The sequence below is a fragment of the Cochlodiniinecator piscidefendens genome (assembly GCF_011326755.1).
Lineage (GTDB): Bacteria > Pseudomonadota > Alphaproteobacteria > Rhodobacterales > Rhodobacteraceae > Cochlodiniinecator > Cochlodiniinecator piscidefendens.
The window spans coordinates 683,900-704,115 of record NZ_JAAOIE010000001.1 but is presented as its reverse complement, the minus strand read 5'-3'; the positions used below and the strand labels follow the sequence as shown (position 1 = coordinate 704,115).

Annotated in this window: 20 protein-coding genes; 11 read left to right on the top strand and 9 right to left on the bottom strand. The window is 50.6% G+C overall.

Features of this window, described 5'->3' with window-relative positions:
• Positions 1-533: 533 nt before the first annotated feature.
• Positions 534-830 carry a DUF6476 family protein gene (locus G9C99_RS03545; RefSeq protein ID WP_166416050.1) on the bottom strand — a complete coding sequence of 99 codons (297 nt, stop codon included), beginning with the start codon at positions 828-830 and terminating at the stop codon, positions 534-536.
• On the opposite strand from G9C99_RS03545, the gene G9C99_RS03540 reads away from it, so the two are divergent.
• The 4 genes from G9C99_RS03540 (at position 829) to G9C99_RS03525 (ending at position 5,442) form a co-directional block, all read left to right on the top strand.
• The gene (locus G9C99_RS03540; protein ID WP_166416049.1) at positions 829-1,860 is read left to right on the top strand and encodes an RluA family pseudouridine synthase; all 1,032 of its coding nucleotides are present in this window, start codon (positions 829-831) and stop codon (positions 1,858-1,860) included. The two genes, G9C99_RS03545 and G9C99_RS03540, sit on opposite strands and share 2 nt — an antisense overlap.
• A gap of 44 nt (positions 1,861-1,904) precedes the next feature.
• Complete coding sequence (cls, locus tag G9C99_RS03535) at positions 1,905-3,335, top strand: cardiolipin synthase (RefSeq protein ID WP_166416048.1); 1,431 nt, start codon at positions 1,905-1,907, stop codon at positions 3,333-3,335.
• Between the two features lie 185 nt (positions 3,336-3,520).
• Positions 3,521-4,417 carry an RNA polymerase sigma factor RpoH gene (rpoH, locus tag G9C99_RS03530; protein WP_166416047.1) on the top strand — a complete coding sequence of 299 codons (897 nt, stop codon included), beginning with the start codon at positions 3,521-3,523 and terminating at the stop codon, positions 4,415-4,417.
• A 65-nt stretch (positions 4,418-4,482) separates the two neighbouring features.
• Positions 4,483-5,442 (top strand): Gfo/Idh/MocA family protein, encoded by a 960-nt coding sequence (locus G9C99_RS03525; protein ID WP_166416046.1) that lies wholly within the window; start codon positions 4,483-4,485, stop codon positions 5,440-5,442.
• 4 nt (positions 5,443-5,446) lie between these two features.
• On the opposite strand, the gene G9C99_RS03520 is transcribed toward G9C99_RS03525, so the two are convergent.
• From G9C99_RS03520 to G9C99_RS03505, 4 genes are all read right to left on the bottom strand, one after another.
• Positions 5,447-5,929 carry a BLUF domain-containing protein gene (locus tag G9C99_RS03520; protein ID WP_166416045.1) on the bottom strand — a complete coding sequence of 161 codons (483 nt, stop codon included), beginning with the start codon at positions 5,927-5,929 and terminating at the stop codon, positions 5,447-5,449.
• 188 nt (positions 5,930-6,117) lie between these two features.
• Positions 6,118-7,947, bottom strand: a complete 1,830-nt coding sequence (locus G9C99_RS03515) for a M3 family oligoendopeptidase (RefSeq protein ID WP_166416044.1) — start codon at positions 7,945-7,947, stop codon at positions 6,118-6,120.
• Between the two features lie 78 nt (positions 7,948-8,025).
• Positions 8,026-8,979, bottom strand: coding sequence for an alpha/beta fold hydrolase (locus G9C99_RS03510; protein ID WP_166416043.1), 954 nt, complete (start codon positions 8,977-8,979; stop codon positions 8,026-8,028).
• A gap of 2 nt (positions 8,980-8,981) precedes the next feature.
• Positions 8,982-9,269, bottom strand: coding sequence for an SCP2 sterol-binding domain-containing protein (locus G9C99_RS03505; RefSeq protein WP_166416042.1), 288 nt, complete (start codon positions 9,267-9,269; stop codon positions 8,982-8,984).
• 70 nt (positions 9,270-9,339) lie between these two features.
• Between G9C99_RS03505 and G9C99_RS03500 the strand changes: the two genes are divergently transcribed.
• The 5 genes from G9C99_RS03500 (at position 9,340) to G9C99_RS03480 (ending at position 14,298) form a co-directional block, all read left to right on the top strand.
• A complete protein-coding gene (locus G9C99_RS03500) occupies positions 9,340-9,918 on the top strand; it encodes a tetratricopeptide repeat protein (RefSeq protein WP_166416041.1) in 579 nt (192 codons plus the stop codon).
• Between the two features lie 29 nt (positions 9,919-9,947).
• The gene (locus G9C99_RS03495) at positions 9,948-12,704 is read left to right on the top strand and encodes a helicase-related protein (protein WP_166416040.1); all 2,757 of its coding nucleotides are present in this window, start codon (positions 9,948-9,950) and stop codon (positions 12,702-12,704) included.
• The gene (locus tag G9C99_RS03490; RefSeq protein ID WP_166416039.1) at positions 12,705-13,109 is read left to right on the top strand and encodes an RNA-binding S4 domain-containing protein; all 405 of its coding nucleotides are present in this window, start codon (positions 12,705-12,707) and stop codon (positions 13,107-13,109) included.
• A gap of 50 nt (positions 13,110-13,159) precedes the next feature.
• Positions 13,160-13,498, top strand: a complete 339-nt coding sequence (gene fdxA / locus G9C99_RS03485) for a ferredoxin FdxA (protein WP_166416038.1) — start codon at positions 13,160-13,162, stop codon at positions 13,496-13,498.
• Positions 13,499-13,779: 281 nt separating this feature from the next.
• Positions 13,780-14,298, top strand: coding sequence for a CarD family transcriptional regulator (locus G9C99_RS03480; protein WP_166416037.1), 519 nt, complete (start codon positions 13,780-13,782; stop codon positions 14,296-14,298).
• Between the two features lie 47 nt (positions 14,299-14,345).
• Here the strand turns inward: G9C99_RS03480 and cobS are convergent, their stop codons facing one another.
• A complete protein-coding gene (cobS, locus tag G9C99_RS03475) occupies positions 14,346-15,113 on the bottom strand; it encodes an adenosylcobinamide-GDP ribazoletransferase (RefSeq protein ID WP_166416036.1) in 768 nt (255 codons plus the stop codon).
• Between the two features lie 78 nt (positions 15,114-15,191).
• On the opposite strand from cobS, the gene cobT reads away from it, so the two are divergent.
• Complete coding sequence (gene cobT / locus G9C99_RS03470; protein WP_166416035.1) at positions 15,192-16,208, top strand: nicotinate-nucleotide--dimethylbenzimidazole phosphoribosyltransferase; 1,017 nt, start codon at positions 15,192-15,194, stop codon at positions 16,206-16,208.
• A 17-nt stretch (positions 16,209-16,225) separates the two neighbouring features.
• Here cobT and G9C99_RS03465 read toward each other — a convergent pair whose 3' ends face one another.
• Entirely contained in the window at positions 16,226-18,091 is a 1,866-nt protein-coding gene (locus G9C99_RS03465) for a monovalent cation:proton antiporter-2 (CPA2) family protein (protein WP_166416034.1), read from the bottom strand.
• Between the two features lie 18 nt (positions 18,092-18,109).
• Positions 18,110-18,583, bottom strand: a complete 474-nt coding sequence (locus G9C99_RS03460; RefSeq protein ID WP_166416033.1) for an Lrp/AsnC family transcriptional regulator — start codon at positions 18,581-18,583, stop codon at positions 18,110-18,112.
• A gap of 121 nt (positions 18,584-18,704) precedes the next feature.
• On the opposite strand from G9C99_RS03460, the gene hppD reads away from it, so the two are divergent.
• Positions 18,705-19,805, top strand: coding sequence for a 4-hydroxyphenylpyruvate dioxygenase (gene hppD / locus G9C99_RS03455; protein WP_166416032.1), 1,101 nt, complete (start codon positions 18,705-18,707; stop codon positions 19,803-19,805).
• Positions 19,806-19,891: 86 nt separating this feature from the next.
• Here the strand turns inward: hppD and G9C99_RS03450 are convergent, their stop codons facing one another.
• Positions 19,892-20,197: a YciI family protein gene (locus G9C99_RS03450; protein WP_205859819.1), complete on the bottom strand. Its 306-nt coding sequence runs from the start codon at positions 20,195-20,197 to the stop codon at positions 19,892-19,894.
• Positions 20,198-20,216 lie beyond the last annotated feature (19 nt).

Below are 20,216 nucleotides of genomic sequence, written 5' to 3'. Positions count from 1 at the left end.
TGTGTTGTTTTGATTTAAGGGGAAAACATTGTTCCTATTTTCTTTGAAAGGTCGCGAAGGAAAAGCATTGCAAAAAACACTGCTGTTAATTTGGACAGCTGTATTTATCCTCAATTTTTGCGTTGATAGTGTGGTTTTGCTCGCTGTAAGTTTTGTTTTTACCGTGGGGGCCGCGATTGTCGCGTCTGATAAGATAAAAAATCTCCCGAAAGACACGGCCTTTCCCACAGATCACGCGCGGGATATGGCGTTTCCCCCGTACAAAACAACATGCAATTTACTTTTGATCTGGGGCATTCTCGGTACCCTAACGTTCACCCTTTTTAGCTGGGTGATGTTATGGCTCGTACATAGTACGTTTTCGCGACCGTTTCAATTTGACCTAGAAACCGTCATAATGGAAACGTACTTTCTAGTTCTGTTCGTCATGTCGCAGTCTTCACCGCTATATATCGTGCATAGCCTCAATAGTTACAAAGACATCGATAGAAATGCAAAGTGGCATCAGGCACGGATAAAAACCAGATATGACGCTATTCAATAATGATCCGTTGACGCAGGCTGCTGTCGCTTGCGTTGAAAATCAGAATTTCATCATCATCCGTTACAATCGCATACCAACCTGCGCCGCGTGTGAATGCGGTGGCGGTTGAACCGTCGGGTAGGGTGATGCTGTCGGGCAGCGAAACTGCCGCTGTCGGGAAGCGGGTGACAAACAGAACAATCAGCACTACAAGCCCAGCAATCATCGTGCCTGTCAGGACCATCACCATCAGGCGCAGAAATTGAAGCGAAGCCGGAAGTTCTTCCGGTGTGGGATTGTCTTGCATGTCTGAGCCTTTGATCGTCACTGTTGTGATTGCGGAAAACCCTCCGCCTCGTCTTGATAAAGCGCTTGCGCGGGATGTGCCAGAGGCAGCGTCGCTAAGCCGGTCACGTTTAATGAAACTGATCACGGACGGAAGCGTTCGGCGCGCTGGCGACGTGATCGACAACCCCAAAGCCAAAGTGGCCGAAGGCGAAGTGTATGACATCGAGGTCCCCAATGCCTCCGAAAGTCACATTCTGCCCGAAGATATCCCGCTTGATATCCTGTTTGAAGATGAAGACCTGATTGTCATCAATAAACCTGTTGGCATGGTGGTGCATCCAGCGCCGGGGACTCCGTCTGGGACTTTGGTCAATGCGCTTTTACATCATTGTGGGGATACGCTATCGGGGGTGGGCGGCTCAAAACGCCCCGGCATTGTGCATCGGATTGACAAAGACACATCTGGTGTTTTGGTGGTGGCAAAATCTGACCGGGCACATCACGGATTGGCTGCGCAATTTGAAAAACATACGGTTGAACGTCACTATCATGCGGTTGTCTATGGTGTGCCGGATGCCTCCGAGCCACGCTTGCGCGGGGTCAAAGGCGTGAATTTCGAAAGCGCCAATATTATGAAAATCACCACGCAACTGGCGCGTCACAAACATGACCGCCAACGCCAACAAGTGATGTTTAATGGTGGGCGCCATGCGGTGACCAGATCCCGTATTCTTGAAAGCTTTGGTGCGCCTGCCGGTGTGGCTGCATTAATCGAATGTTGGTTGGAAACAGGCCGTACCCACCAAATTCGTGTCCACATGACACATGCAGGACACGCATTGATTGGGGATCAAACCTACGGAGGCCGACGCAAGCTGCCGGTGAAGTCTGTCGGGGAAAATGGCGTTCAAGCTGCGCGAAATTTCCCGCGTCAAGCGCTTCATGCGGCGACGCTTGGCTTTGTACACCCTGTATCCGGTGACGATATGCGGTTCGCGGCCCCCATGCCAGACGACATGATCGGATTGATGGACGCGCTTCGGGTTTGACCAAAGAATTCGCCTGATGCACTGTCGCCTTTAGGAGGACAGAAATGTTTGGCGCTATTTTCTACTGGACGATCCACACAGTTTTACAAATCCTAACAGTGATCCGCGCGATCACACGTGAAGGGCGCGAACCTGCGTCAAGGATTGCGTGGGTCGTGGTTATTCTAGTCCTGCCCATTGTCGGGATGCTGCTGTATTATCTATTTGGCGAGGTGAATATCGGTCAGAAAACGGTGCGGCGCATGAAAGAAAACATCGCACGCCTGCCAAGTCATCCTGCGGTTGTTTCAGAACTCTCGCCTAGCGTTATTCCTCAGGTATTACGCCCCGTTTTTGATCGTATTGCCGTCGTGAATGAGTTTCAGGCTTTGGCGGGGAATAGTGCAGAACTGATGGCAGATAGCGACAGTGCGATTGATCGCATGGTGGCGGATATCGACGCGGCAACGGAACATGTGCATCTGCTGTTTTATATCTGGCTGACAGACGAAAATGGCTTAAAGGTTTTGGAGGCCGTCAAACGCGCCGCCGCACGTGGTGTGACGTGTCGATGTTTGATTGACGGTTTGGGGTCGCGTAAAATGGCGCGTTCTGATCATTGGCGTGATTTGGCTGCCTCAGGTGCCAAAACGGCCATTACTTTTGATTTAACATTTTTGCTTTGGCATATGATCTTTAGCCGGGCGGATGTTCGTAATCACCGAAAAATTGCAGTAATAGATTTTGAGACAACCTATTGCGGGAGCCAGAATTGCGCCGACCCGGCATTTTTGCCTAAGGCAAAGTTCGCCCCTTGGGTTGATGTCGTTGCGCGCGTTCAGGGGCCTATTGCGTGGCAAATGCAGTGGATATTCGCGAGCGATTGGATGACCCACGCCGAGGAAGATATTTCGGACTTGATGCAGGAAATGCCCAAAGCCAAAGGGGATATGATTGCGATTACATCTGGAACGGGGCCAACACAGGGTGTGCAAGCGGTGCCGGACATGTTTCAGATGTTGCTTACCTCTGCGTTCGAAGAACTGGTCGTAACCACACCTTATTATGTGCCCAATGAGGCCTTGCATCAGCAGCTGTGTTCAACCGCGCGCCGTGGTGTTGCGGTTACCATGATTTTCCCGGCGCGCAATGACTCAGGCATCGTTGGGCGCGCGAGCCGCAGCTATTACTTGTCATTGCTGGAGGCAGGGGTTCGTATTTTTGAATATAAGCCGGGGCTATTACATGCGAAAACCATGGTTGCCGACAGGCGCTCGGCAATATTTGGGTCGGCAAACATGGACAGGCGTAGTTTCGATATAAACTATGAAAACAATATGTTCGTTATGGATGAACTGTTTGTGGGCGCTATGCGCCAACGTCAGGAAACCTATCTACAAGATAGCAACGAGGTGACATTGCACGACGTTCAGGGATGGAGCCTTGGAAAAAGGCTGTCCAACAACCTTGTCGCGATGATGGGTCCGCTTCTGTAATATTTCAGGGTAACCGTCACATTTCAGCGATTATTTGTCATAAAACCGGAATGTTCTATTCTGGAAGTCCCCGTTTCGTTAAGGTTTATTTTGTAAGACGTAGGTCTTGAAATACGGTACTCGCGTATCTATTTGGGTCTATGTTAAGGCCTTAAACATGAAGGCCACAGAATTAGGGGGCGCAGATGAGCAACTATACAAACCTTCCAGCACCATCACCCGAACAGGGCCTGAACCGCTATATGCAGGACATTCGGAAGTTCCCGCTTCTGGAGCCCGAAGAAGAATTTATGCTGGCGAAGCGCTGGGCCGATCACCAAGACAGTGACGCTGCCCATAAAATGGTGACATCTCACCTGCGCTTAGCGGCAAAAATCGCGATGGGATATCGCGGCTATGGATTGCCACAGGCTGAGGTGATTTCAGAAGCGAATGTTGGCTTGATGCAGGCGGTAAAGCGTTTTGATGCAGACAAAGGGTTCCGTTTGGCCACCTACGCAATGTGGTGGATCCGGGCTTCGATCCAAGAATACGTTTTGCGCAGCTGGTCCTTGGTCAAGCTCGGCACAACATCCGCGCAGAAAAAACTGTTTTTCAACCTACGCAAAGCTAAATCCCGTATTGGTGCCCTCGAAGCAGGGGATTTGCGTCCCGAGAATGTCGCGCGTATTGCACACGATCTAAACGTCACCGAAGAAGAGGTGATTTCAATGAACCGCCGCTTATCCGGTGGGGATGCATCTTTGAATGCGATGGTTGGCTCTGATGGCGATGCCACGATGGAGTGGCAGGACTGGCTTGAGGATGAAGATGCGGATCAGGCAGGCGATTATGAGGCCAAGGATGAATTGGCGGTTCGTCGCGAATTGATGACCGAAGCAATGGACGTTTTGAATGATCGTGAAAAAGACATCCTGATGGAGCGTCGGCTTTTGGATAAGCCAAAAACGCTAGAAGAGTTGTCAGAGAAATTCGGAGTAAGCCGCGAGCGCATTCGCCAAATCGAAGTGCGGGCGTTTGAAAAGCTCCAAAAGAAAATGCGCGAATTGGCTCGTACACGTGGATTACTCGAAACGAGTTAAGGCTAGATTTTTCTGAAAAAATAGGTCACTCCGGTTGCGCTAACATTTGCGACCGGAGTTTTTTTATGACCGTAATGCGTTGGGGCGTTTTAGGCGCTGCGAAATTTGCCCGTGAACACATGGCCCCTGCTATTCATCAGGCGAAAGGTGCAACCCTTTCAGCCCTTGCAACGTCAACAGCGGCAAAGGCGTCACCGTTTCAGGCGTTCTGCCCAGACTTAACGGTTTATACCGATTATAATGAATTGTTGTCGGACCCAGCTATTGATGCCGTCTACATTCCTTTGCCTAACCATTTACACATTGAGTGGGCTGAAAAAGCTCTGCGGGCGGGAAAACATGTCTTGTGCGAAAAACCGATTGCTTTGCGCGCCCAAGATATTGATCGTTTAATTGCTTTGCGAGACGAAACCGGTTTGCATGTGGCCGAGGCATTTATGATTGTGCATCATCCTCAGTGGATCAGAGTACGGGACATGCTGCAATTCGGCGCGATAGGACAATTGCAACACGTGGACGGTGTGTTCACCTACGATAATAGAAAAGACACAACGAATATACGCAATAAGCCGGAAACCGGAGGGGGTAGCATTCCCGACATTGGCGTTTATCCGTATGGTGCGATCAGGTTCGCAACAGGACAAGAACCGTCGACTTTGAATGCCGATATAACCTGGGCCAACGGGGTGGATCAAACTGCGCGTGTTACAGGGTGGTTTGGTGATTTTAGCTTCAGTGCTTTAACATCGATGGGGATGTTTGGTCGTCAGGAAATGAATTTTCATGGTGATGGAGGGGTGATCCGCATGACGGCCCCTTTTAACGCTGGGGTATTTGATCAGGCGCAAATTGAATTACACCAGCCCGGAAAATCCGTACAAATAGAACGGTTTCCGGGAGTTAATCAGTATGTATTGCAAGTAGAAGCTTTTGCCGCCGCGGTGGCAGGTCAACGTGAATTTGCGTGCCCGTTGGAGTTTAGCCAAGGAACGCAGCGCATGATCGATGATATATTTGCTTTGTAATTCTTTAATTTGCTGAGTTTATAGCCCGAGCGCTCAGGCTGTTTTCGTCGGTTATGGAAGTGCCCGCCGAATAGGGCCGCTTGGCGCGAATATTTTTCAGTAAACGGCGAATAGCGGTGTGAACCGGTGGGGACAACAGATTGAGCTGTCCCAAAGGAGGAAGTCCAGCGGCGGCAAAGGTTTCTGGGGTTACCCATTCTGAGGTCCAGTCGGGAAACCCTCTTTCGGAAATGCGGCGTACGGCAAAAGGCAGTACAGAGCCATGCCGTGTATCCCGTGCGATGGATTGGAATTTCAATGTGACCGCATCCATTGGCCCTTCGAGAAGCTGCAGAAAATGATGCCCGTCAAAGATAAGCATTCCAGTCAAATCATGTGGGGGGTTTTGCGCTGCAGCTTTGGTTTGGATCTCATTGAAAGCCAGTAGGCCATCCTGCTTTGTGAACATCGATCGAAAACATAGGGTGGCTAACGGTTCTGATGACATGAATACGGTTCCGGATGGGTACAGGTGATACAAAAGAAGTGCGTACTTGGGGCCTATAAAAATAAGCTGGAAGTACTTTGCATTTTTCACCTCAAAAGTCACCAGTTTCCTTCTTCGTGGCGCAGATAAAGAAAAAGCCCCGCAGTTTGCAGGGCTTTAGGTCGTGGGATTAAGGTGTATTTTACACCTTAATTCTCTTCCATATTTTCGAGTTCATCGATCATTGATGAAATCATGTTGAGCCCTTTGTCCCAGAATTTCGGATCAGATGCGTCCAACCCAAACGGCGCCAAAAGCTCCTTGTGGTGCTTGGAACCTCCGGCTTTTAGCATATCGAAATACTTGGCTTGGAAGTCTGCATCCCCTTCTTCGTAAACAGCATACAGTGCATTCACCAACCCATCACCAAATGCATAGGCGTAGACGTAAAATGGCGAATGAACAAAATGAGGGACGTAGGACCAAAACGTTTCATAACCCGGCATGAAGTCAAACACTGGGCCGAGGCTTTCTGCTTGCACGGACATCCACAGGGCGTTGATGTCGTCGGTGGTCAATTCACCCTCGGAGCGCGCTGCGTGCAGTTTGCATTCAAAGTCGTAAAACGCAATTTGGCGCACAACGGTATTGATCATGTCTTCGACTTTACCGGCCAACAATACCTTGCGTTCAGTTGATGTTTTTGCGCCTTCTAGCATTTTGCGGAAGGTCAGCATTTCGCCAAAAACTGAGGCTGTTTCTGCCAGTGTCAGGGGGGTTGATGACAAAAGTTCACCTTGTTCGGCAGCCAAGACCTGATGGACTCCGTGGCCTAATTCGTGAGCCAAGGTCATGACATCACGAGGTTTTCCAAGGTAGTTCAGCATCACATAAGGATGAACATTGGTCACGGTGGGGTGGGCAAATGCTCCGGGGGCTTTACCCTCTTTGACACCAGCGTCGATCCAGCCATCTGTGAAAAAGGGCTTGGCGATTTCGGCCATTTTGGGATCGAACGCTGCATAGGCGTCCATCACAGTTTTTTCTGCTTCGGCCCAATCGACAACCTTGGTATCCTCAACAGGAAGCGGCGCGTTGCGGTCCCAAACTTCCATCGTGTCGAGACCTAGCCACTTTGCCTTCAAGGCATAATAACGATGACTTAGTTTGGGGTAGGCGGCGACCACAGCGTCGCGCAAGGCTTCGACCACTTCGGGTTCAACATGGTTGGCCAAATGGCGGCCCATTTGTGGGCTTTCCATGTTGCGCCAGCGGTCTTCGATTTCTTTTTCTTTGGCGAGAGTATTGTGCACGCGGGCGAACAGTTTTGTATTTTCACCAAAGACACGCGCCAGTTCATGCGCAGCAACTTTGCGTTTGGAACGATCAGCGTCCGTTAGAAAATTAAGCGTTGCCTCTAGGTTCAACGCGTCACCTTCGATGTTGAAAGTCAGGCCCGCAATTGTTTCATCAAAGAGTTTATTCCAAGCAGAGGATCCAACGCTGGATTGATCATGCAGAAATTTTTCCAACTCATCTGAAAGTTGATAAGGTTTCATCGCGCGCAGACGCTCAAAGATCGGTTTATAACGGGCAAGGTCATCATTTTGCGCAAACATCGCGGCGAGTGATTCGTCTTCGAGGCGATTAATTTCAAGAGAGAAGAACACTAGCTGACCGGTGAATACGGTGATTTGTTCCTGACAGTTTTGTAAAAACTGTGCACGGTTGCCATCCATTGTGTTCTGGTAATAGCGCAAACCAGCAAAGGACATGATGCGCCCACCGATAAGGTCAATCGCCTCGTAGTCTGTCACACATTGCAACAAACCTGCGGCGTCTAGATCGGCGAGTTTACCCTCATAGTCAGTTGCAAACTTGGCGCAGGCGGTTTCAAGCCACGCCATGTCACGTTCGAGCTCAGGCGCGTCTTCGTCTGCATATAGATCAGTGAGGTTCCATTCTGGCAAGTTTCCAAAATCACCCGCAGCAGCGGAAGCATTGGCATCAAATACAGGCGTCGGAAGCGTAAAGCGCATGGTGATCTCTCATCGTTGTTTGTCCAACCAGAGATAGGCATGCAGCCCCATCCAACGCAAGGGAAGGGGCTGTGTTTTCTAGCGATGTTTTGCGAAAAACGCGCAACATTGATCAATCAGGGCGCCACGCGTTGTCTGGCCCTCCATCAATGTCTCATGTTCCGCGTTTGGGACCATGGTGCGTGTGCCATTTGGCCAACGTGCAACTCGGTCATCAATGCGATCCGTGCGAACGATGCGTTCGTTATCGCCCTGTAAGGTGAGCATCGGAATGTCGGGGGACGACATCGCATGCAAAGCATCTGTTTCTTTCAATGCCTCGCCAAGCCAGCGAATTGTTGGCCCACCTAAGGCGAGCGCTGGATATTTGGTGACTTGATCTTGCATCAATTCATACATTTCCCGATCCCGAGTGAGCATATTATCCTCAAAAGGGGCGGCGAGCACGTATGTTTCTAACGTCGTAAAGGGTGTCTTTAGGTGGTCAAACTTCATTAATCGCGCGAGTCGCGATATGACCCAAGCCAAAGGGCGCTGCGCGGGAGTCATCTTGATACCCCACATCGGGGCACTAAAAACGGCGGCTTTGACAGGTAGATTGTTGTGAAGCGAACGCAGCCCGATACAGCCCCCCATCGAATGCCCAATTAGGTAGAGAGGCTGCGGCAGGTTCAATTCTTTTGCGGCGGATAACACAGCGTCCACATCCTGCTGAAAATCAAGAATATCGTTGATATGGCCAAGCCGCCCATCTTGGATTAATCGATCGGCCAATCCTTGGCCGCGCCAATCAATCGAAACGGTAGCATAGCCGTTTCGGGATAAATCCCGCGCCGTAACACCGTATTTCTCGGCAAATTCAGTGCGTCCGCAAAACATCAAAACGGTTCCGTTTTGCGGTTCCTGGACCGTAGAGGTGGCCCCAGACCACACTGCTATGCGAATGCGGCAATTGTCCTTGGTACGCAGCCACCAAGCCGCGCCACCCTCTGGTCCATTTGCAATTTCACTGTAAAAAGGGGCCTGTTCCATCGTTATGCCAGCGCTGATCCGAGCTTCATCGCAAGCCCCATATCGCCATCAACTTTGAGTTTTCCGGTCATAAAGGCTGTTGTTGGGTTTTGTTCGCCGTCTAAAATGGCGCGGAAAACCTCAGCGTCAGCTGTCAAAGTTACATCGGCATCATCATCGCTCGCACGGGCGCCGTTTGAGTCGATAACAATTGCACCTTCGTCGCCCATTACGAATTTGGCAACACCATCAAATCCGCCACTGAATTTTTCATTAAGGGAGGCAACGGCTGTTTCGATCACTTTGCTCATCTTTCGATCCTTTGTTTGTGATGTAGGAACACTGGCATTCTCTACAAGATGGAGTACACTCGTTAGTGTTATGAGCATATTAATCACCAGACTCAAACGTATCGTTACGGCAGCTGTTGTAACAGTCACGTTTACACTACCTTTAAGCGCCCAAGACGGCGCTTTACCGCAGGTCGAGGAATTGGGCGATCTTTACGCTTTGCTCGCGACGCCGGGTTTGGAAAACCCCGAAGTTGTAGAACAACGTATCTGGCAAGAATGGGGGCGTTCCGGGTCGGCAGTCATGGATCTTCTGTGGCAGCGCGGCGATGATGCGCTTGAGGCTGAAGATTACAATGCGGCGCTGGAACATTTTACGGCCCTCACAGATCATGCACCGGGATTCGCGGCTGGTTGGCATGGGCGTGCAGCGGCCTATTTCAATCTAGGCTATTTTGGGCCTGCGGTTTCAGATCTCGAAGTGGCCATTGCCCTGAACCCAAATCATTTTGGGGCTTTGACCGGTCTTGGTGTTCTGTTCGAAGCATTGGGTGAAGAAGATGCAGCCTTTCGGGCTTACGAAGCAGCGTTTGCACTTAATCCGCATGATGAAAATGTCACAGCTGCGATTGAACGGCTTGCAACTGCGGTCTCGGGACGCAATATCTAACCTGACGCAGATACGACCAAAGGCTTTCGATGTCTCAGAATTCCCGGATCACGGCGGTCCTTGGGCCGACAAATACCGGCAAAACCCACTATGCAATCGAACGGATGTTGGCACATCGCACAGGGGTTATCGGATTGCCCCTGCGTCTTTTGGCACGAGAAGTGTACGATAAAATCGTAGCGATCCGTGGACCCAATGTTGTTGCCTTGGTTACAGGCGAAGAACGTATTGTTCCGCCGCGTGCGCAGTATTGGGTCTGCACAGTTGAGGCGATGCCCGAAGGTATGGGTGCAGATTTCGTTGGAATTGATGAAATCCAGCTTTGCGCGGACCCAGAACGTGGGCATGTTTTTACAGATCGATTGTTGCGCGCGCGTGGACAGCTCGAAACGCTGTTCATGGGGGCGGAAACCATGAAATCCGCCATCGCAGAACTGGTGCCTAAAGCGCAATTCGTTCGGAGAGATAGATTTTCTGAATTAACCTACGCAGGTTCGAAAAAGATAAATAAAATGCCTCCGCGCAGTGCAATTGTCGGATTTTCTGTTGATAATGTGTATGCCATAGCTGAACTTCTGCGCCGTCAAAAGGGCGGGGCAGCTGTTGTGATGGGTGCACTTTCACCGCGCACACGTAATGCTCAGGTGGAGCTTTATCAAAATGGCGATGTAGACTATTTGGTCGCAACAGATGCTATTGGGATGGGGTTGAATCTTGATGTAAATCACGTTGCGTTTTCATCAACGACAAAATTTGACGGCCGCCGTATGCGTGAACTCGCGCCAAATGAGTTGGCGCAAATTGCTGGTCGGGCCGGACGCCACATGAATCACGGTTCTTATGGGGTTACAGGCGAAGCGCGCCCATTGGATGAAGGGGTCGTTGAAGCAATCGCGAATAATCGCTTTACGCCGCTTAAAAAGCTGAACTGGCGCAACGCACGATTGGAATTTGGTACAGTTGATCGTTTGATTGCTTCGCTTGAACTCGGAAGCACCGACCCCGCGTTGGTGAAGGCGCGTGACGCTGATGATCTATTGGCACTGCGCAATTTGTCGTCACAGCCTGATCTGAAACAGCGTCTAAATCACCCTGATGACGTGAAACTTTTGTGGAATGTTTGCCGAATCCCCGATTTTCGCGGCGTGTCTCAGGCCGATCATGCGGGCCTACTTGAACAAATGTTTGCATTTTTGCACGAATTTGGGCGGGTTCCTGATGATTGGTTCGCTCGACAGATCAAACGACTTGACCGCACGCAGGGGGATATAGACACATTGTCGAAACGTCTGGCGTATATCCGGACTTGGACGTATGTTGCGCAGCGTAGTGGCTGGGTGGATGACGAAAATCATTGGCGCGAGGCGACTCGCACTGTAGAAGACCGATTGTCAGATGCGTTACATGACGCTTTGACCCAAAGATTTGTTGACCGGCGGACAAGTGTTTTGTTGCGCCGGTTGAAGCAGAAGGAGGGCCTTTTGGCCAACGTAAACGATAAAAGCGAAGTGACGGTAGAAGATCAATTTGTCGGCCGTCTCGAAGGATTCCGCTTTACACAGGACGCCGCTGCGGCCCCTGACGAAGCCAAAACATTGCGTGCAGCAGCCTATCAGGCGCTCGCACCTGAATTCCATCTGCGTGCGGATCGATTTTATAACGCCCCAGACACCGAACTGGATTACACCGAACAGGGTGGCCTCATGTGGGGCGAATACGCTGTTGGGAAACTGGTTGTAGGATCTGAGGCGCTAAAACCGCAGGTTCAGGCATTTGTGGACGAAGAGGCAGGTGCTGATGTTGCTGAAAAAGTAGCGCGCCGCTTGCAGCACTTCATTGATCGCAAAATCGCGACACTTTATGAACCTTTGTTGGCAATGTCCCGCGACGAAGCCCTTTCGGGTCTCGCACGTGGTTTCGCGTTCCGCATGGTCGAATCTCTGGGTGTGATCCCACGGGACGAAGTTACCGCAGAAGTGAAAGACCTAGATCAAGACGCTCGTGGCGCATTGCGCAAACACGGTATTCGTTTTGGGCAGTTCACGATCTTTATGCCGCTGTTGCTAAAGCCTGCGCCGACTCGGTTGCGTTTGGTGCTTTGGGCGTTAGCTCAGAATCTGGGTGAATTTCCAGAAAGCCCACCACCGGGTTTGGTTACGATCCCGTCCGCAAAGGGCAACCCAACTGGGTACCACCGCAATTCTGGCTATCGTCAGGCCGGTGAACGGGCAATCCGTATTGATATGTTGGAGCGGCTTGCTGATTTGCTGCGTTCTGAGGACAGCCGGGGCGGTTTCGAGGCCAACCCAGACATGTTATCAATCACTGGCATGACGCTGGAGCAATTTGCAGATTTGATGCAAGGGCTTGGCTATAAAGCTGAAAAAGGTGAGCGCAACAAAGTGAAGGCCGTAACTGCTGCTACGCCTGAAGCCGCCGAAGCTCAGACACCTGCTGTCGAAGTTGCAGAAGAACCGGCCGTCGAAGCTCAGACACCTGCTGTCGAAGTTGCAGAAGAACCGGCCGTCGAAGAAGCGGCTCCCGAAGTTGAAGTGTTCTATACCTTCACTTGGTCGCGTCCGCAGCGCCAGAACAACAGTAAGCCACGCGGTGACGGACAACGCCCACGGGGTAAGCCGGGCAATAAACCTGGCGGCAAAGGTGGCAAACGCCCGCAAAACCAAGGTGGAAAATCTTTCCAGGCGCGCCCGCCTAAAAAGGAAAAAGCCATCGATCCAGACAATCCTTTTGCTGCAGCTCTTATGGGGCTTAAGGACAAAGGTTAAGTGTCTGACAACACAAAAGATCAACAGGGGGGCGATGCAAATCGTCCCTCTTTACGTATCGATAAATGGCTTTGGCACGCACGATTTTTTAAAACGCGTAGCCTATCTGCGAAGGTTGTGACAGGTGGGCATATGCGTGTGAATGGTGAAAAGATCGCCAAAACCTCACGGGCGGTATCTGCTGGCGATGTGTTAACTTTTTTGCAAGAAAAGCACGTTCGCGTGATTAAGGTCGTTGCGATCGGAGAGCGTCGGGGACCCGCCCCAGAGGCGAGAACGCTGTACGAAGACCTGACACCTGAGCGGGAAATTTTTCCTTCTGCACCTAAATTTGAAGGAAAAGGACGTCCCACAAAGAAAGATCGTCGTGATAGCCTTCTTTCCAAGCGCTCTATGCTTGATTGATGGGCCGTGTTGGACTAGCTAGCTATCGATAAATATAGCGAGACCTTGGAATGACCTACGTCGTTACTGATAACTGCATCGGCTGCAAATACACTGACTGTGTTGAAGTGTGCCCCGTGGATTGTTTCTACGAGGGTGAAAACACATTGGTGATTCATCCAGACGAGTGCATTGATTGCGGTGTGTGTGAGCCTGAATGTCCAGCCGATGCAATTCGCCCGGACACAGAGCCAGACATGGAAAAATGGGTTGAATTCAACCGTAAATATTCTGAACTTTGGCCGGTGATCATAACAAAGAAAGATCCGTTGCCAGAGGCAGAAGCGCGTGATGGCGAAGAGGGCAAACTTGAGAAGTATTTCTCAGAAGCCCCCGGCGAAGGTGGCTAAGTGATTCGGGGATAAATTTGGTTTATTCTGCGCTTGCGACATGAGTATTGGCGCGGAATGTTCTGAAATCCTTGAGATATTTGTATGATAGGGTAGGCGGTTCTTTCGTCTGCCCTGTTTTTATGTTACTGTGATGTCACAAATGAAGTTGGAAACCTGACGATCCTCAAATGATCGCCCCGAAAGGGATGTGCTGCAATACCCCTCCGCTCGCGCGGGTTTTTCCTGCGGGTGAGGGTTTTGCTGACTTTTAGGTGTCCCTGTGAGGAAAATGAAAGCCAATGAGCAAAGCGAAGAAGTCAGAATTCAGCCCAAATGATTTCGTGGTTTACCCGGCGCACGGTGTCGGTCAGATCATTTCAATCGAAGAACAGGAAATTGCGGGTATTGAACTGGAGCTCTTTGTTATTTCGTTTGAAAAAGACAAAATGACACTGCGTGTCCCAACCCATAAGGCGACGGACGTTGGCATGCGCTCCTTATCTTCGCCTGACGTTGTGGCACACGCAATGAAAACGCTAAAAGGCAAAGCCAAAGTAAAGCGCGCTATGTGGTCACGTCGGGCGCAAGAGTACGAACAGAAGATCAACTCTGGTGATCTGATCGCAATTGCTGAAGTGGTGCGTGACCTACACCGCACCGATGATCAGCGTGAGCAAAGCTATTCTGAGCGTCAACTTTATGAAGCTGCGCTAGAGCGTTTGACACGTGAAGTCGCCGCTGTTGCAGGTAGTGACGAAGCAAGTGCACAGCGCCAGGTTGGTGATGTTCTTATGTCTCGCGCGCCAGCCGCCGCCTAAGCTGACCCTATGAATTAAAAGAATAGGCCGCAGTTTCTGCGGCCTTTTTATATACAAGCTGTCAGCACAACCAAAAATGTAATTTCGCTGATTTGTTGTGTCGCGCCCAAGATGTCCCCGGTTTGCCCACCTATTTTTTTGTTTGCAATCAATGCACAAGCCAGAGACGTTAATGTAATGTAAATGAAACCGACAAACCCCGAAAACCCTAATAGGATCAAAGCGAGCCCGGTCCCAATGATAGAGGCAATGAGGGCAGATGTTCCATCGGGTTTACCAACGGCCTTTGATAATCCACCTTGGCGGGCGTTGGGCAGAGCTGCCATCATTGCAACCATTGGCGCACGCGATATTGCAGCCACCGCAATGAGGGCGATTAGTCCATAATCCGACGCAATGACCAAGCTCAGCGCAGACCATCGGATTAAAAGCGATAGGCCTAGCGCCAAAACGCCATATGTGCCGATATGGCTGTCTTTCATGATCTCAAGTCGTTTGGTGCGCTCCCAGCCACCCCACAGCCCATCAGCGCTATCAGCGAGCCCATCTTCGTGCATCGCTCCGGTGATGATGATTTGAAATCCAAGGATCAGCGCAGCAGCAATAGAATAGGAGATGTCGAACGCAACCAAAGCTGCACCGAAGAGAGCGGTCAGCAGGCCAATAACGGCACCTGCGACCGGATAGGCCCACGCGGCTTTGGCACCCCGAGCCTGCGCGCGCTCCATATCAACCGGAACGGGAAGGCGGCTGAGTAGGCCAATTGCAGCGGGAATATCCGAGATATGAAATCGATTTTGGTCGCCCAATGCCATGAAGATGTCTTTCTTTTTGCTTTTAAAGCCTGCCTCAAGGGTTAAACACAGATGAAACGAAATACAACGAGGCCGAATATGACCGCACCTGCATTTTCTTCCCTGTCAGAATTTGAAACTCTCGTGAAAGGGGCGCCTGCACTGGATGCGGAAGCTGTAGAAGCGGCCAAAGCACGCAATGGGCAATTGACCAAACCGCCAGGGGCATTAGGGCGCTTAGAAGACGTCGCAATTTGGTATGCTGGTTGGCGCGGTACAGATCGTCCTGAATTGAAGGCCCCGCAGATCGTAATCTTTGCGGGTAATCATGGTGTTACAAAGCAAGGTGTTTCAGCGTTCCCAGCAGAAGTCACAGAACAGATGGTCCTTAATTTCCAACACGGTGGCGCAGCGATCAACCAATTGGCCAATTGCTTTGGGTCCAAATTGGATGTGCATGCGTTGTCGCTTGATACACCGACCGAAGATTTCACCCAAGCCGCAGCGATGAGCGAAGCTGACCTCGTTGAGGCGCTATTGGTGGGGTGGAACGCAGTTGAGTCCGCAACGGATCTGTTGGTGACAGGTGAAATGGGTATCGGAAATACGACTTCCGCGGCTGCAATTTTTACCAAACTTGTGGGGGGAAATGCAGAGGATTGGACCGGTCGCGGCACTGGGGTTGAGGGTGATGCGTTATCCAATAAGATTCGCGTCGTACAGGCGGGTGTTGACCTGCACAGCGACGCAGTTGAACCGCTTGAAGTGTTGCGCTGCCTTGGCGGGCGTGAAATTGCCGCGATGGCTGGTGCCATGGCGCGTGCACGGATTTTACGCATTCCGGTTCTGTTGGACGGATTTATTTGTACCTCAGCAGCAGCTGTTTTAGATCGTATCAGTTCGGACGCTGTTTCACATATGATTGCTGCACATGTGTCTGACGAAGCCGCCCATGCCAAAGCGCTGGCTCACCTCGGTAAAGAGCCCCTGTTAAACATGGGAATGCGTTTGGGGGAGGGCTCAGGCGCAGGCTTGGCCGTTGGGATTCTGAAAGCGGCGATCGCGTGCCACTCTGGCATGGCAACCTTCGCAGAAGCAGGTGTTTCTGACGCCTAAGTTCAGCCCCTTCAGAGCTATCGCTCTGAGGGGGTAATTTTCTCATTGGATGTATGGCTGAGTTCTTCGCCAATTGCGGTTTCAAGTTCGGCGTTCAACTCATGCGCACGTTCCATGAAGGCTTCGTTTTCAGTGACGTCTTTTTCAGGGTCCCACAAAACCGCGAGTTCGCGCAACGCATAACGATCTAGTTTGAAAAATGCCTTTTCGTGCTGGTGCGCTTCAAATTCAGATAGCCCAGCATTTTCTAGTACATAACGGCCCGCTCGAAGAGACCCATCAAACATTTCGCGCACAATGTCATTTGCACCAGCACGATATAGTTCATAGGTGTGAACCCTGTCGTAGGCGCGCGCAACAATATGCAAATCGGGGCGTAATCTGCGGGCATAGGCAACTAAGCTTATAGCAGACGCACGATTGTCGATAGCGACAACCAATACACTTGCATCCATAATGCCAGCAGCACGCAGAAGTTCAGGGCGTGTCGGGTCACCTAAAAAGCCTTTGAAGCCAAATTTCCGCATGAGCTCGATGGCTTCTAGGTTTGTGTCTAGGACTACCGTATTTTTACCAGCCAATTGCACCATACGATTGACGACCTGACCAAACCTGCCAACACCAGCGATGATCACTGAAGCCTGTTCGTCTATTTCGTCTGCACGATCATCTGCCTGAGTTTCCTTCATACGCTTACTGAGGAGATCATAAAGAATGAAGAAGAGAGGGGTTATCAGCATCGACAGTGCCACAATGAGCAGCAGTTTTTCAGCGATGATGGGGGGTAAAATGCGTTGCTGTTGTGAAAAGGCGATCAAAACAAAGCCAAATTCGCCAGCCTGAGCCAAACCCAAAGTAAACAGCCAGTGGTCTCGTTTGCGTAACTTAAAGATCAACCCGATTGCAAAGAGGACGGTGCCCTTGATCAGCATGACTGCCAATGTGAGGCCGAGTAGGGTAAAGGGCTGAGCAAACAGTAAGCTGAAGTTAATGCCAGCGCCCACGGTGATAAAGAACAGACCGAGCAACAACCCTTTGAAAGGTTCAATGTCGCTTTCGAGTTCATGGCGGAATTCACTGTTGGCCAACACCACACCCGCCAAGAACGTGCCAAGGGCTGGCGAAAGACCAACCAATGTCATGAGAAACGCGATGCCAATGACAATCAAGAGTGCAAAGGCCGTGTACATTTCCCTTAGGTTTGCGGAATGAATGAATTTGAAGAGTGGTCGAGTCAGATAAATGCCGGCAAGAACAATGCCGCCAACAGCCCCAAGGGTCACGAGTGTTACGCCCCAGCCCGGTAAGCCTTCGACCAGTGACATAGAGTGATGTTCGTCTATTGGTTCAAGACCGAAGCGTGATAAATCCGCGACTGAAAGCAGTGGTAAAAAGGCCAACATCGGGATTACGGCGATGTCTTGGCTCAGCAACACCGAAAAAGTTGAACGCCCGCCAGCGGTTTGCATCAATCCCTTTTCTGACAGAGTTTGTAAAACAATCGCAGTCGATGATAGCGAAAATATTAACCCGATGGCCATTGCAACGGGAGTGCTCATGCCAAAATAGCTGGCACCATAAAAGAGCAAAACAGCGGATAGTCCAATCTGTAAGCCCCCTAAGCCAATCAGGCGCATTCGCATGGCCCACAACGCCCTCGGATCAAGCTCCAACCCGATGAGAAAGAGCATCATGACAACGCCAAACTCTGCAAAATGCTGAATCTCGGAGGCGTCCCCGGCCATCAGACCGAGGACGGGACCAATGATTATCCCCGCGAGCAAATATCCCAGAACAGATCCCAACCCCAGCCTCGAGGCGATTGGCACCGCAATGACTGCTGCCAACAAAAATACACTGGCCTGAAAGAGAAAACTTTCCATTTTTGAATCCTTTAATCTTTAGGTCGGGAGAGGGGCGTCAGATTTACTTTGGTCCATCACGATTTGGCTTTGGACGCGTGCGACGCTGGGGTGAGGCAATAACACATCGTGAATGAGGTGGTTTAAACCGGGTAAATCCCGGCAATAGGTTCGCAAGAGATAATCAGCTTCCCCAGTGAGGGTCCAAGCGCTGATGATTTCTGGGCGCGTCGCAAGCAACGTGGAAAAACTGTTGGCTGTATCTGGCGCATGGTTGACCATTTGCACCTGAACGAAGGCCTGCACAGATAATCCCAAACGGTTGGCATCTAATTTGGCGCTGTAGCCGGTGATGTAACCTTCGGCCTCAAGACGCTGACGTCGGCGGCCGGCCTGACTTGGGGAAAGGTTTAACAGTTCCCCCAATTCTTGCGCTGTTAAATGGGCGTCACGTTGCAATGCGGACAGAAGGCGGCTGTCAGTCAAATCCAAATTTGTGCGTGTTTCATGCATGGATATTATGATGGATGATAAATCTCCGCATTTCAACCGCGTAATATGTGTAATTATGCGCAAATTATGTGTGCGGTACGCGCTAAACTATAGGGGACAACGACGCAAACAGGAGATCCCCATGGGTCCGTTTCCACATGATGCCCCAAAATCACAAATCACACCCGAGAATCCGGCGGGAACGGATGGGTTCGAATTTGTCGAGTTTTCCCATCCCGATGCACAGGAATTGCGCGATCTGTTTTCACGCATGGGTTATATGCACGCTGCTACGCATAAAAGCCGCGCAATCGAACTTTGGCGCCAAGGTGATATTACATACATTTTGAATGCTGAACCGGGTTCAATGGCGATGCGTTTTGTTGACGAACATGGACCTTGTGCCCCGTCGATGGGTTGGCGTGTGGTTGATGCGCAAAAGGCATTTGATCATGCTGTTGCTAAAGGGGCAGAGCCTTATACCGGGGATGATAAAACCCTCGATGTGCCTGCAATTTTAGGCATTGGTGGATCACTGATTTATTTCATCGAAACCTATGGTGGGGATGAAACGGCGTATGATGCGGATTTTGACTGGATCGCGCCCAAACACCCTGAAGGTGTTGGGTTTCATTATCTCGATCACCTCACCCACAATGTTCACAAAGGCAATATGGACACATGGTTTGCCTATTATCGTGACATCTTTAACTTCAAAGAAATCCGCTTTTTCGACATCGAAGGCAAGTTTACCGGGCTGTTTAGCCGTGCCTTGACCTCGCCTTGCGGGCGCATTCGCATACCAATCAACGAAGATCGCGGTGAAACCGGGCAAATTGTTGCGTATCTCAAGAAATACAATGGCGAAGGCATCCAACACATCGCCGTCGGCAGTGAAGATATCTACAGTTCAACCGATCAGATTGCGGATATGGGGGTTAAGTTCATGCCGGGGCCGCCACAGGCTTATTACGACATGAGCAAAGAGCGCGTCGTCGGACACGAAGAACCAATAGAAAAGATGCAAAAGCTCGGCATCCTGATTGACGGCGAAGGCGTGGTCGATGGCGGTGAGACGCGCATTCTGCTGCAAATTTTTTCAAAGACAGTCATCGGCCCGATCTTTTTTGAGTTCATCCAGCGCAAAGGTGACGATGGGTTTGGCGAAGGCAACTTCAAAGCGCTCTTTGAATCAATTGAACGCGAACAGATTGAAAATGGTGAAATCGCTGCGGCAGAATAAGCTGCAATGATGAAACTCACCCGCCGTGGAAACATGGCGGGTTTTTTGCTTGAATAGCTATCTGCGAAGCATGTGATATCTGGGCGTTACTTTTCTAAAAAGGTCGCCTTCATGGAAGGCCGAAATTCAGTAATCGTGTAGTTAGCTACGTTATGCATTTTGAATGGATCCAATTCCAACATGCTTTCTAGCTCAGCACGCGTCGCCGCCGTTGCGACTATGACGCCGCCAGTTCGCGGTTCTTTGGGGCCGGAAGTAATGAAGTTGCCCGAAGCATAATGCTGTTCAAGAAACTCAACATGCGCATCAATCAGCGGATCAATTTCATCGAAAGAGGCGATGTAATGTAAGTCTACGATAAACAGGTTCTGATTTGGCGGAATATGGGACATGTGAAATTTTCAGACGTGG

Excerpts from the sequence above, each read along its gene's own strand:
- G9C99_RS03540 (WP_166416049.1), top strand. The coding sequence starts at position 829 with ATGTCTGAGCCTTTGATCGTCACTGTTGTGATTGCGGAAAACCCTCCG.
- G9C99_RS03545 (WP_166416050.1), bottom strand. The coding sequence starts at position 830 with ATGCAAGACAATCCCACACCGGAAGAACTTCCGGCTTCGCTTCAATTT.
- cls (WP_166416048.1), top strand. The coding sequence starts at position 1,905 with ATGTTTGGCGCTATTTTCTACTGGACGATCCACACAGTTTTACAAATC.
- rpoH (WP_166416047.1), top strand. The coding sequence starts at position 3,521 with ATGAGCAACTATACAAACCTTCCAGCACCATCACCCGAACAGGGCCTG.
- G9C99_RS03525 (WP_166416046.1), top strand. The coding sequence starts at position 4,483 with ATGACCGTAATGCGTTGGGGCGTTTTAGGCGCTGCGAAATTTGCCCGT.
- G9C99_RS03520 (WP_166416045.1), bottom strand. The coding sequence starts at position 5,929 with ATGTCATCAGAACCGTTAGCCACCCTATGTTTTCGATCGATGTTCACA.
- G9C99_RS03515 (WP_166416044.1), bottom strand. The coding sequence starts at position 7,947 with ATGCGCTTTACGCTTCCGACGCCTGTATTTGATGCCAATGCTTCCGCT.
- G9C99_RS03510 (WP_166416043.1), bottom strand. The coding sequence starts at position 8,979 with ATGGAACAGGCCCCTTTTTACAGTGAAATTGCAAATGGACCAGAGGGT.
- G9C99_RS03505 (WP_166416042.1), bottom strand. The coding sequence starts at position 9,269 with ATGAGCAAAGTGATCGAAACAGCCGTTGCCTCCCTTAATGAAAAATTC.
- G9C99_RS03500 (WP_166416041.1), top strand. The coding sequence starts at position 9,340 with ATGAGCATATTAATCACCAGACTCAAACGTATCGTTACGGCAGCTGTT.
- G9C99_RS03495 (WP_166416040.1), top strand. The coding sequence starts at position 9,948 with ATGTCTCAGAATTCCCGGATCACGGCGGTCCTTGGGCCGACAAATACC.
- fdxA (WP_166416038.1), top strand. The coding sequence starts at position 13,160 with ATGACCTACGTCGTTACTGATAACTGCATCGGCTGCAAATACACTGAC.
- G9C99_RS03480 (WP_166416037.1), top strand. The coding sequence starts at position 13,780 with ATGAGCAAAGCGAAGAAGTCAGAATTCAGCCCAAATGATTTCGTGGTT.
- cobS (WP_166416036.1), bottom strand. The coding sequence starts at position 15,113 with ATGGCATTGGGCGACCAAAATCGATTTCATATCTCGGATATTCCCGCT.
- cobT (WP_166416035.1), top strand. The coding sequence starts at position 15,192 with ATGACCGCACCTGCATTTTCTTCCCTGTCAGAATTTGAAACTCTCGTG.
- G9C99_RS03465 (WP_166416034.1), bottom strand. The coding sequence starts at position 18,091 with ATGGAAAGTTTTCTCTTTCAGGCCAGTGTATTTTTGTTGGCAGCAGTC.
- G9C99_RS03460 (WP_166416033.1), bottom strand. The coding sequence starts at position 18,583 with ATGCATGAAACACGCACAAATTTGGATTTGACTGACAGCCGCCTTCTG.
- hppD (WP_166416032.1), top strand. The coding sequence starts at position 18,705 with ATGGGTCCGTTTCCACATGATGCCCCAAAATCACAAATCACACCCGAG.
- G9C99_RS03450 (WP_205859819.1), bottom strand. The coding sequence starts at position 20,197 with ATGTCCCATATTCCGCCAAATCAGAACCTGTTTATCGTAGACTTACAT.